Source organism: Micromonospora sp. BL1 (assembly GCF_003667485.1).
Classification (GTDB): Bacteria; Actinomycetota; Actinomycetes; order Mycobacteriales; family Micromonosporaceae; genus Micromonospora; species Micromonospora tulbaghiae.
On record NZ_RCVK01000375.1, the window covers coordinates 1 to 11,547 of the forward strand.

Annotated in this window: 11 protein-coding genes and 1 pseudogene; 8 read left to right on the forward strand and 4 right to left on the reverse strand. The window is 73.4% G+C overall.

What is annotated here, in order from left to right:
- Positions 1–320, reverse strand: a pseudogene (locus EAD96_RS27920) (peptidase M23); the annotation flags it as partial.
- A gap of 392 nt (positions 321–712) precedes the next feature.
- Between EAD96_RS27920 and EAD96_RS27925 the strand changes: the two are divergent.
- From EAD96_RS27925 to EAD96_RS27935, 3 genes are read left to right on the forward strand one after another with little or no spacing between them, the layout of a single operon-like run.
- Positions 713–1,633, forward strand: coding sequence for a proteasome assembly chaperone family protein (locus tag EAD96_RS27925; RefSeq protein WP_121686341.1), 921 nt, complete (start codon positions 713–715; stop codon positions 1,631–1,633).
- 37 nt (positions 1,634–1,670) lie between these two features.
- Positions 1,671–2,468: an exodeoxyribonuclease III gene (locus tag EAD96_RS27930; protein WP_121686342.1), complete on the forward strand. Its 798-nt coding sequence runs from the start codon at positions 1,671–1,673 to the stop codon at positions 2,466–2,468.
- Positions 2,469–2,493: 25 nt separating this feature from the next.
- A complete protein-coding gene (locus tag EAD96_RS27935) occupies positions 2,494–2,808 on the forward strand; it encodes an antibiotic biosynthesis monooxygenase (RefSeq protein WP_018784922.1) in 315 nt (104 codons plus the stop codon).
- A gap of 299 nt (positions 2,809–3,107) precedes the next feature.
- Here the strand turns inward: EAD96_RS27935 and EAD96_RS27940 are convergent, their stop codons facing one another.
- On the reverse strand, positions 3,108–3,896 hold the full coding sequence (locus EAD96_RS27940) for a class F sortase (RefSeq protein WP_244933394.1): 789 nt from the start codon (positions 3,894–3,896) through the stop codon (positions 3,108–3,110).
- A gap of 212 nt (positions 3,897–4,108) precedes the next feature.
- Entirely contained in the window at positions 4,109–4,690 is a 582-nt protein-coding gene (locus EAD96_RS27945; protein WP_121686343.1) for a hypothetical protein, read from the reverse strand.
- Between the two features lie 139 nt (positions 4,691–4,829).
- Between EAD96_RS27945 and trmB the strand changes: the two genes are divergently transcribed.
- The 3 genes from trmB (at position 4,830) to EAD96_RS27960 (ending at position 8,803) form a co-directional block, all read left to right on the forward strand.
- A complete protein-coding gene (gene trmB / locus EAD96_RS27950) occupies positions 4,830–5,456 on the forward strand; it encodes a tRNA (guanosine(46)-N7)-methyltransferase TrmB (RefSeq protein WP_233586196.1) in 627 nt (208 codons plus the stop codon).
- A gap of 75 nt (positions 5,457–5,531) precedes the next feature.
- Positions 5,532–8,036 (forward strand): RNA helicase, encoded by a 2,505-nt coding sequence (locus EAD96_RS27955; RefSeq protein WP_121686345.1) that lies wholly within the window; start codon positions 5,532–5,534, stop codon positions 8,034–8,036.
- Positions 8,037–8,155: 119 nt separating this feature from the next.
- Positions 8,156–8,803 carry a hypothetical protein gene (locus tag EAD96_RS27960; protein ID WP_121686349.1) on the forward strand — a complete coding sequence of 216 codons (648 nt, stop codon included), beginning with the start codon at positions 8,156–8,158 and terminating at the stop codon, positions 8,801–8,803.
- A gap of 133 nt (positions 8,804–8,936) precedes the next feature.
- On the opposite strand, the gene EAD96_RS27965 is transcribed toward EAD96_RS27960, so the two are convergent.
- Positions 8,937–9,587: a response regulator transcription factor gene (locus EAD96_RS27965; RefSeq protein ID WP_121686346.1), complete on the reverse strand. Its 651-nt coding sequence runs from the start codon at positions 9,585–9,587 to the stop codon at positions 8,937–8,939.
- A gap of 65 nt (positions 9,588–9,652) precedes the next feature.
- On the opposite strand from EAD96_RS27965, the gene EAD96_RS27970 reads away from it, so the two are divergent.
- Both EAD96_RS27970 and EAD96_RS27975 read left to right on the forward strand, forming a co-directional pair.
- Positions 9,653–10,396, forward strand: a complete 744-nt coding sequence (locus EAD96_RS27970) for a sensor histidine kinase KdpD (protein ID WP_121686347.1) — start codon at positions 9,653–9,655, stop codon at positions 10,394–10,396.
- A 15-nt stretch (positions 10,397–10,411) separates the two neighbouring features.
- The gene (locus tag EAD96_RS27975) at positions 10,412–11,281 is read left to right on the forward strand and encodes a manganese catalase family protein (RefSeq protein ID WP_121686348.1); all 870 of its coding nucleotides are present in this window, start codon (positions 10,412–10,414) and stop codon (positions 11,279–11,281) included.
- The last annotated feature ends 266 nt before the right edge of the window (positions 11,282–11,547 follow it).

Sequence of the window (11,547 nt, forward strand, 5' to 3'; positions counted from 1 at the left end):
GTGCTCGGCCGGGCCATGGCCCGGGAGGCGGCGTCGACCTCCGCGCGCTCGGCGACCTCAGCCGAGGGCGCCGGGCCGGCGGCGCGGTCCGGGGCGCCGAAGCCGGCCTGGCTGACGCCGACCAGGCCCAGGCAGCAGGCGGCGCCCGTGGCGACCGCCAGCTTCGTCCGGCCGGGCCGGGGGTTCGTGGGTGCCCAGAAGCGGGTACGCCGGACCAGTCCCCGGAGTGTGGTCAACCGGTTGGTGGAGGGGGTATCGTCCGAACGGTCAGCCGGGCGGCCGGAGCCGAACGGGTCGTCGAGGTTGCCGTCGTTACGCATCCGACGAGGCTAGGCAGGGCAAACCGGGATCACCCAGGCCGAAAGGGTGGCCCTCGCCACACTCTGGCCGCCGCAACCCGGGCATCGCGCCACAGCCCGCCGCAGGGCGCGGCAGACCTCGGGAAGCGGGCCAATCACCCGTGCGCCCGGACCGGCCACGGCGCGGGCACGAACCTCGCAGACCTCCCGGTCCCGTCCGATGATCGACTAACTCGTCCGTTCGGACGATCCGGATATGGGTCGCCGGACCGGGGCGTAGCCGAATCGTGATCATCATCCGGGCATCGGATGTGCCGTAACGGAATGGACCACCCGCCCCGGTACGTTGGCCGAATCGGGGAGGCCGCACGTTCGGCGCTCCCCCGTACGCGTCGACAGGGAGGACCCCACCGGTGCTCGATCCACACGAGCTCTACGAACTCACCGACGAGCTGCCCGAGCTCGGCCAGCCGGTGCTGATCCAGGCCCTCACCGGCTTCGTCGACGCCGGCAACGCCACCCGCCTCGCCCGGGAACAGCTGCTCACCTCGCTCGACGCCCGGGTGATCGCCCGCTTCGACGTGGACCAGGTCTTCGACTACCGCTCCCGCCGCCCGGTGATGACGTTCGTCGAGGACCACTGGGAGTCCTACGACGCCCCGGCGCTGGAGCTGCACCTGCTGCGCGACGACGACGAGACCCCGTTCCTGCTGCTCACCGGCCCCGAGCCGGACCTGCAGTGGGAGCGTTTCGTGGCCGCCGTCGCCGGGCTCTGCGCCCGCCTCGACGTCCGGCTCACCGTCGGGCTCAACTCGATCCCGATGGCGGTGCCGCACACCCGGCCCAGCGGCGTCACCGCGCACGCCACCCGCAAGGAACTGATCGCCGGACACGAGCCGTGGTTGCAGAAGGTGCAGGTGCCGGCCGGCGTCGGCCACCTGCTGGAGTACCGCCTCGGCGAGCAGGGGCGCGACGCCCTCGGCTTCGCCGCGCACGTGCCGCACTACGTGGCCCAGGCCGAGTACCCGGCCGCCGCCGAGGCGCTGCTGTCCGCCGTGTCCCGCAGCACCGGCCTGCTGCTGCCCGTCGAGACGCTGCGGACCGCCGCCGAGTCGGTCCGGGTGGAGATCGACCGCCAGGTCACCCAGACCGAGGAGGCGGCGACGCTGGTCCAGGCGCTGGAGGAGCAGTACGACGCGTTCGCCCGCGGCCGGGGCGAGAAGAACCTGCTCGCCGGCGAGACCGGGCCGCTGCCCACCGCCGACGAACTCGGCGCGGAGCTGGAGCGCTTCCTCGCCGAGCAGACGCGCCCCGGCGACACCCCGGAGCGCTGAGGCGGCGGGGCGGGCGGGGATGCGGCAGGCTGGGGGCATGCGCCTGGCGACCTGGAACGTCAACTCGGTGAAGGCCCGCCTGCCCCGGCTGCTCGACTGGCTGGCCACCACGAAGCCCGACGTCGTGTGCCTGCAGGAGACCAAGTGCCCCGACGGGGCGTTCCCGGTCGCCGAGGTGGGCGAGCTGGGCTACGAGGTGGCCAGCCACAGCGACGGGCGGTGGAACGGGGTCGCGGTGCTGTCCCGGGTCGGGCTGGCCGACGTGGCGGTCGGCTTCCCGGGCGAACCCGGGTTTCCTGAGCCCGAGGCCCGCGCCATCTCGGCCACCTGCGACGGGCTGCGGGTCTGGTCGGTGTACGTGCCGAACGGCCGCGCGCCGGACGACCCGCACTACGCGTACAAGCTGGCCTGGTTCGCGGCGCTGCGCGACGCCCTGGAAGCCGAGGTGGCCGGTCCCCTGCCGGTGGCCGTCTGCGGTGACTTCAACGTCGCGCCCACCGACGCCGACGTCTGGGATCCCGCGCTGTTCGTCACCTCCACGCACGTCACCCCGGCCGAGCGGGCCGCCCTGGCCGCGCTGCGCGACCTGGGACTGGAGGACGTGGTGCCGACGCCGATGAAGGGGCCGCACCCGTTCACGTACTGGGACTACCGGGCCGGGATGTTCCACCAGAACAAGGGCATGCGGATCGACCTGGTGTACGCCAGCGCGTCGTTCGCCCGCGCGGTCCGCTCCGCGTACGTGGACCGGGAGGCCCGCAAGGGCAAGGGCCCCTCCGACCACGCCCCGATCGTGGTCGACGCGGACCTGGCACCGGCCGTCGAGACGTTCTGAGTCCGAGGCTCGTTAGGGTGGACGCATGGCTGTCGTGAAGATCAACGCGATCGACGTCCCGTCCGGCGCCGGCGAGGAGCTGGAGAAGCGGTTCGCGGCCCGGGCCGGCGCGGTGGAGAACTCCCCCGGCTTCCTCGGCTTCGAGCTGCTGCGCCCGGTCGCCGGGGACACCCGCTACTTCGTGTACACGCGCTGGGAGAGCGAGGAGGCGTACCAGGCGTGGGCGCAGGGCCCGTCCCGGGCCGCGCACGCCGAGGGCGGCGAACCCCGCAAGCCCGTGGCCACGGGCGCCACCCTGCTGGAGTTCGAGGTGGTCCAGCAGGTCCCCGCCAAACCCTGACCCCTCCCTTCCCCTCCCTTTCTCGGTCGATCATGAAGTTGGCGGCACTCACCGTCCGCTTCGTCACCGCCAACTTCATGATCGACGCGGTCAGGGCCGGGGCGCGCGCAGATCTTGGAAGATTCGCGCCCCCATAGGGGCCGTTTCCTACCAAGATCTCCCACGGCCCCGGCGCGCTCCGGGTCTCCGTTCGGCGATCATGGAGTTGGCGGTGACGAAACGGGCAACCTGCGCCGCTAACCTCATGATCGACGCGCTCAGGGCCGTCAGGGCGGGCCGGGCGGTCAGGGCGGGAGCGGTCAGGGCGTCAGGGACGCGAAGACGATCACGTTGTCCTGGTAGCCGGTACGGCCGCCGACCCACTCACCGCCGCAGGTGATCAGCCGCAGCTCGGCCGGACCGGAGTCGCCGTAGACCCGGGCGGCCGGCAGGTTCGACTTGTCGAAGTACTCGACGCTGTCCACCTTGAAGGTCACCACGCTGCGGTCCGCGCGGGTCACCTGGATCCGCGCGCCGGGCTTGAGCGAGCGCAGCCGGTAGAAGACGGCCGGGCCGCTCTTGGTGTCGACGTGGCCCACGATGATCGCCCGGCCCGGATCGCCGGGCACCGCTCCCCTGTCGTACCAGCCGGTCTGGTCGTGCTCGGTCAGCGGCGGCACGTCCACCGAGCCGTCCTTCGCCTGCCCGACGGGCGTGACCGGCGCGTTGACCTTGATGGCCGGCACCGCCAGGCGCACCGGCCGGCTCGCCGGCTTCCGGACCGGGGCGGCAGCGCTCGCCGGGGCCGCCGCGCCCGACCCGTTCGCCCGGCTCGACTCGGTCGACGCGTCGGCGAAGTCGAACGGCCCGGCCGTGCGGCCCAGCCCGGCCCCGGTGGCGAACACGCCGACCAGCACCAGCACCACCGCCAGCGGCTTCGACCAGGAACCCCGGCCCCGGTCCCCCCTGCCCGGCGGCGCCGGTGGCGGCTCGACCGGCGGCGGCCCGGCGGGCCCCGGGCGCAGGGCCGGCGGGTCGGCCGAGGGCGGATACCACGGTCGCGACGCGGCGGGCGGCGGCATCCACGGCCGCGACCCGGAGACCGGCACGGCAGACGATCCGGTCCCGGCGGTCGGACCCGTCCCGGCGGCAGACCCACTCCCCGAGCGCGGTCCGGTCCGGGGCGCGGCGGCCGGATCAGCCCCGGAGAACCGGGCGGTGCCGGTCGGTGGCGCGGCGGGCGGAGGCAGGGCCAGGAACGGCCGGCCGGAGCGCCGTGATCCGGCGGGCGGCGGGACGAAGTGCTCGGCCATCGCCGGCCTCAGCCTCTGGCGGCGCCGCGGGCGTGCCGGCGGGACGCGGCCACGCCGAGCCCGGCGCCGACCACAGTCACCGCCAGCCCGACGGGCACCAGCAGGCCACCGAGCCCGGGGCCGGCGGTGCCGCCGAAACCGGTCGCCGGGCCGCGGCTGGGCAGGTGACTGGGCCCGTGGCTCGGCTGCCGGGTGGGCTGCCCCTGCTTGATTACCTGGAGCATGGTGGAGGCGGTCTCCCCGCCCGGGCACTCCAGCTTGACCCGGTAGTTGCCCGGCCGGGTGCGCTCGTGCACCATCGGCGAGGCGGTGAGCAGGCCGCGCTGCGGCTGCACCTGGATCTTGCCGAACGCGTCCGAGGTGACGATCGCCGGAACCGAGTTGTTGCGGCAGCTCGCCCGGATGCCGACGAGGTAGCCGGGCGAGACGGTGCCCGGGGTGACCTCCACGAAGATCACGTCGGCCGGGGGCTGTTCCGGCACCGGTTCGGCGGCGCGCGGCGCGGCCTGGGCGGGCACCGCGCCGACCAGCGGGGCGGCGCACGCGGCGACCGCGACCAGCAGCGCCCTACGTACCCTGAACGACCCCATGACCCCTCCCGGCGTACGGGATGAATCCTCTCACCCCCGGCGGCACATCACATCCGATCCGGGCTAGGCTCGGGTCGCTGTGACCCTCCCCGACATCGCCGCCGGCCGCATCCGTACCTTCCATCCGCGTCGCGGACGGATGAGCGAGCGGCAGCGCGACGCGCTCACCCGGCTCTGGCCCGCGTACGGCCTGGAGATCGCCGCCCTCGACGGGCCGTGCGATCCGACGGCGCTGTTCGGACGACGGGCGCCGCTGGTGCTGGAGATCGGCTCCGGCATGGGCGACGCCACCGCCGTGATGGCGGCGGCCGACCGGGACCGACACTATCTGGCGGTCGAGGTCCATACGCCGGGAATCGCCAACCTGCTCGACCTGGTGGAACGCCACGGTCTGGACAACGTCCGGGTGGCCGAGGGGGACGCGCTGGACCTGGTCCGGGCCATGCCGGAGGGCTGCCTGGACGCGGTGCACGTCTTCTTCCCGGACCCGTGGCCGAAGACGCGCCACCACAAGCGGCGGATCATCGCGCCGGCGCACGTGGCGCTGCTGCGGTCCCGGCTGGCGCCGGGCGGCACGTTGCACTGCGCGACGGACTGGGCCGAGTATGCCGAGTCGATGCGCGAGACGCTCACCGCCGACCCGGAGCTGGTGGACGTGTACGGCGGCTACGCGCCGCGTCCGGCGCACCGGCCGGTGACGAAGTTCGAGCGCCGCGCGCTGACCGCCGGCCGGGAGGTCTTCGACCTGATCCACCGGCGGCGCTGAAGCCGGTGCCCGTAAGCCGGTTCGCTGAACCCGGTTGGCGCGGCGCGGTGTGATCCAGGCACGATGGGAGCCGCCATGACTCTCACCGCCGCGCTGCCGAAGACCGCCGACCCCGACACCCTCTACGACGCGTTCGCCTCCTGGGCGTCCGAGCGCGGCCTCGACCTGTATCCCCACCAGGAGGAGGCGGTCATCGAGATCGTCTCCGGCGCGAACGTGATCATGAATACGCCGACCGGCTCGGGCAAGAGCCTGGTGGCGATCGCGGCGCACTTCGCCGCGCTGGCCGACGACCGGACGACCTTCTACACCGCGCCGATCAAGGCGCTGGTCTCGGAGAAGTTCTTCGCGCTCTGCGAGGTCTTCGGCGCCGAGAACGTCGGCATGCTCACCGGCGACGCGAGCGTCAACGCGGACGCGCCGATCATCTGCTGCACCGCGGAGATCCTGGCCAACCTGGCGCTGCGCGAGGGCCGCCGCGCCGACGTCGGCCAGGTGATCATGGACGAGTTCCACTTCTACGCCGAGCCGGACCGCGGCTGGGCCTGGCAGGTGCCGCTGATCGAGCTGCCGCAGGCCCAGTTCGTGCTGATGTCGGCCACGCTCGGCGACACCACCCGCTTCGTCGACGACCTGACCCGGCGTACCGGGCGGCCGACCGCCGTCGTCCGCTCGGCCGAGCGGCCGGTCCCGCTCCTCTTCTCGTACGCGACCACGCCGCTGCACGAGACGCTGGAGGAGCTGCTGGAGACCAAGCAGGCCCCGGTGTACGTCGTGCACTTCACCCAGGCCGCCGCGCTGGAACGCGCGCAGGCGCTGATGAGCGTGAACGTCTGCACCCGCGCCGAGAAGGACATGATCGCCCAGGCGATCGGCAACTTCCGGTTCACCTCGGGCTTCGGCAAGACGCTGTCCCGGTTGGTGCGGCACGGCATCGGCGTGCACCACGCCGGCATGCTCCCGAAGTACCGCCGCCTGGTCGAGACGCTCGCCCAGGCCGGCCTGCTCAAGGTCATCTGCGGTACGGACACGCTCGGCGTCGGCATCAACGTGCCGATCCGTACGGTGCTGTTCACCGGCCTGAGCAAGTACGACGGCACCCGTACCCGGCTGCTCAAGGCCCGCGAGTTCCACCAGATCGCCGGCCGGGCCGGGCGGGCCGGGTTCGACACGCTGGGCCGGGTCGTGGTGCAGGCCCCCGAGCACGTGATCGAGAACGAGAAGGCGCTCGCCAAGGCCGGTGACGACCCGAAGAAGCGCCGCAAGGTGGTGAAGAAGAAGCCGCCGGAGGGCTCGATCGGCTGGGGCGAGCCGACGTTCCAGCGCCTGGTCGAGGCCGAGCCGGAGCCGCTCACGTCCAGCTTCCAGGTCAGCCACTCGATGCTGCTCAACGTCATCGGCCGCCCCGGCGACGCGTTCGCCTCGATGCGGCACCTGCTCACCGACAACCACGAGGACCCGGCGGCGCAGCGCCGGCACATCCGCCGGGCCATCGCCATCTACCGGGCGCTGCGGGCCGGCGGCGTGGTCGAGGAGCTGCCCGAGCCGGACGAGACCGGCCGGCGGGTGCGCCTCACCGTCGACCTCCAGCTCGACTTCGCGCTCAACCAGCCGCTGTCGCCGCTGGCGCTCGCCACCGTCGAACTGCTCGACCGGGAGTCCCCGTCGTACGCGCTCGACGTGCTCAGCGTGATCGAGTCGATCCTGGACGACCCGCGCCAGGTGCTGTCCGCGCAGCAGTTCAAGGCCCGTGGCGAGGCGGTCGCCGCGATGAAGGCCGAAGGCATCGAGTACGAGGCACGCCTCGAACTGCTCGACGACGTGACCTGGCCCAAGCCCCTGGCCGAGCTGCTGGAGTCCGCGTACGAGATGTACCGGCAGGGCCACCCCTGGGTCGCCGACCACCAGCTCTCCCCGAAGTCCGTGGTCCGGGACATGTACGAGCGGGCCATGACGTTCCCCGAGTACGTCCAGTTCTACGGGCTGTCACGGTCCGAGGGGCTGGTGCTGCGCTACCTCGCCGACGCGTACAAGACGCTGCGGCAGACGGTCCCCGAGGATGCCAAGACCGAGGAGCTGGTCGACCTCATCGAGTGGCTGGGCGAGCTGGTCCGCCAGGTCGACTCCAGCCTGATCGACGAGTGGGAGCGGCTGCGCAACCCGTCCGACGTGGCCGAGGTGGCCGCGTCGCTGGACGACCGGCCGCCGGCTGTCACCCGCAACGCGCGGGCGTTCCGGGTGCTGGTGCGCAACGCGATGTTCCGCCGCGTCGAGCTGGCCGCGCTGCGGCGCTGGGACCTGCTCGGCGAGCTGGACGCCGGCGACGGCTGGAACGCCGACGCCTGGGCCGACGCGCTGGAGCCGTACTTCGAGGCGTACGACTCGATCGGGGTGGGCCCGGACGCGCGCGGGCCGGCGCTGCTGATGATCGAGCAGGGCCGCGACAGGTGGACCGTCCGGCAGATCCTGGACGACCCGGACGGCGACCACGACTGGGGCATCAGCGCCGAGATCGACCTCGCCGCCTCCGACGAGACAGGTGCGGCGGCGGTCCGGATCACCGACGTCGGCCAGCTCTAGGACTACGCGAAAAAGGGCCGCCCGGGATGTCCGGGCGGCCCTTTTCGTGCCCTGGGCGATGTCAGACCCGTCGATTAGAATGTATGTACTAATCGAGCTGCTGACCTGGGAGGATGCTCGTGACTGCGCCCACCTCCGCGACCTCTGTCACCCCCTACGCCACCCTCCTCGGATTCACCCGGTACGTCGACCGCACCGGCCCCACCAAGGCCACCTTCGTCGGCGGGCTACGCCGGCAGCGGGCCAGCCGGCACGGCTTCAACCCGCACGGCCAGTTCGTCAAGGCGCTCAAGGCCGACGTCGCGTTCCACACCGGCGGCACGCACCTCGCGCAGGTCGCCGACGTGGTCAAGCCCCGCTGGCGGCCGCTCTACGAGGCGCTCGTGCCGGGCGCGACCCGCTGGCTGCACTCGCTCGGCGAGCCGGCCGGCGTCGACCTGGCCCAGACCCGCGACGCCCTGGCCATGCTGGGTGACCTGCCCGTCAAGATCAACCCCCAGTTCGGCGTCCGGTACGCCGACGGCCGGGCCGAGGCGATCCGGCTGCACTTCGACGAGACGCCGCCGAGCGAGGAGGCCACGCTCGCCACGCTGCACCTGATGGCCCGGCACATGGACGCGGTGCTGCCGCACGCCGAGCCGGTCCTGGTCGACGTGCGCCGCGGCGAGGCGCACCGGATGCCCGCCGACGTCAAGCCCGAGCAGATCGAGCAGTGGCTGGCCGGCGAGGCGGCCGCGTTCCGGGCCATCTGGTCCACAGCCGCCTGACCGGCTCACCACCGCCCGACCGAACGGCCGTCCCGCTCCCTCGGGGCGGCCGTTCGCCGTCCGGGCCGGCCGCCGCAGGGTGACCCGGCCCGGACCGCGCCGCAGAGTGACCCGGCCGTGGCGCGTCCGCGCCTCACCGGTCGGAGCGCTCGTCCAGCAGCCCGGCCCGCCCGGCCAGCGCGGCGGCCTCCACCCGGTTGGTCACCCGCAGCTTGCGCAGCAGGGAGGCGGTCATCCGCTTCACCGTCCGTTCCGAGGTGTGCATCCGCTCGGCGATCGTCACGGTGGCCTCTCCGGTCGCGATCGCCCGCAGCAGCCGGCGCTCCTCGTCGTCGAGGTTGAGCCCGGGTGACCGGGCGGGCCCGACCAGCCGTCGCAGCAGCGCGCCCGGCAGCACCGCCCAGCCGTCCAGCACGGCGAGCAGTGGAGGCAGCAGATCCTCCGGCTCGCTGGTCTTGGGCAGGTAGCCCTCGGCGCCGCAGCGCAGCGCCTCCACGGCCGGCGCCGGGTCGTCCGAGCCGGACATGGCGAGGACGCGTACCCGGGGACTGGCGCGGCGGATGGCGGCGATCGCCCGGAGGCCGCCGGGCGGCGGCATGTGCAGGTCCACGACCGCGAGATCGGGTGCACAGCGGGCGACGAGCGCGGCGGCCCCGGCCGCGTCGGTGGTGGAGCCGACGACCCGGGCCCGGCCGTCGGTGGTGGCGGACAGCAGCAGCTCCAGGCCGCGGACGAACAGCGCATGGTCGTCCACCACCGCGAGCCGGACGGTGCCGTCCCCCATGTCGGCTTTCCTCCTTCCCCTTCAGGTTAGTGGCATATGCGAGTAACCGTCGGGAACAACCCGGCATGGCTGTGGAGTCCATGACCCCGTGGGGACGTCCGGACGACCGTGACGAGTCGCTGTCGATCCGGGTGCTCTGCCACGAGCTGCGGACACCGGTGCGGGTGCTGACGGCACTCACCCGGGCGCTCGCCGAGCAGCCGGCGCTGGCCACGCCGGACCGGCGGGCCATCGCGGCGCTGGCGCACGAGCACGCCGTACACCTGGGTGCCCTGCTGGACGACCTCGGCGGGCCCGGCGCCCGCGGCGAACCGGAACCACCTCGCCGCGTCCCCCTGGCCGCCGTGGTACGCGCGGTCACGGCCGGCGCCGGTCCCGGCCTGCGCGCGCGGATCGGCCGGGCCGCCGCCGGCCTGCCCGTGCCCGAGCAGCACGTCCGGCAGATCCTCACCAACCTGGTGGACAACGCGCGGCGCCACGGCCCGGCCGGCGGCGAGATCGTCGTCCGCGCCGCGACGCGCGGTTCCACGCTGACGCTGTCGGTCCTCGACCGGGGTGGTCCCTGTCCGGCGCTGCGCGCGGCGCTGGCCCGGCCCGCCCCGTCGGCCACCGGGCACGGCCTCGGGCTGTGGATCGTGCGGCGCCTGGTCGATACCTACGGAGGGACGGTGGGCGCCCGCCGTCCACGCGGCGGCGGGCTGGCGGTGGACGTCCGGCTGCCGGTCCCGGTGCGGCCTGTCCCGTACGGGACACGGGTCGGCCCCGGCGGGCCGCCGCAGCGGGCACCCGGGAGAGGACAGCATCGGTGAACCGGAGGAGACGACATGTTCACGCACATGAAGGATCTGCAGTTCGAGGCCAAGCCGGACGGGCCGGACGCCGCGTTCGCCCGCCGCCTCCAGGAGGTCCTCGGCGGCAAGTGGGGTGAGATGACGGTCGCCAACCAGTACCTGTTCCAGGGCTGGAACTGCCGGCTGCCCGGCAAGTACAAGGATCTGCTGCTCGACGTCGGCACCGAGGAGATGGGCCACGTCGAGATGATCGCCACGATGATCACCCGGCTGCTGGAGAACGCGCCGCTGTCGCTGGAGGAGGCCGCCGAGGAGAACCCGATGGTCGGCGCGATCTACGGCGGGTCCAACCCGGCGCACTTCATCCACGGCGGCGGCGGGGCCCTGGCGGTCGACAGCGCCGGCGTGCCGTGGAACGGCAACTTCATCACCGCCAGCGGCAACCTGATGGCCGACTTCCACCTGAACGTGACCGCCGAGTCCCAGGGCCGGCTCCAGGTGGCCCGCCTGTTCAACATGACCGACGACCCCGGCGTCAAGCAGATGCTGCGCTTCCTGCTGGCCCGCGACACCATGCACCAGAACATGTGGATGGCGGCCATCGAGCAGCTCAAGGAGGACGGCCTGGAGGAGATGCCGGTGCCGGATGCCTTCCCCGACTCGCCCGATTTCACCGAGGAGTTCAGCTACACGTACCTGGACTTCTCCCCCGGCCGGGACGCGGCCGAGGGCCGGTGGGCCTCCGGTCCGACGCCGGACGGCAAGGGCGAGTTCCGCTACGACGGCAGCCCGCGGGCGCACGCCCCGGAGCCGGTGCTCGCTCCCGGTGACCCGCGCCTGTACGGCACCAACCCGGGGATGGCCGGCAAGGTCGCCAACACCGTCAAGAGCAAGCTCACCTGACCGCGCCCGCGCCGGGCCGCCCGCGCGGGCGGCCCGGCGCCCGCACCGCACCCGTCCGGGAGTCGTCATGTCCACGTCCAACCGCATCAGGACGGCCGTCCTCGCCCTGCTCACGCTCGTCTCGGTGGGCGCCGGCCTGGCCCTGCCCGCCGTCCTCGCGCTGGCCGCCCTCACCGCGCTGGTCCCGTTCGCGGACGCGCTGGAGCGCGATCCGGCACCGGCCGCCCACCGGGCTGTCTCTTATACACCTCTGACGCTGCCGACGA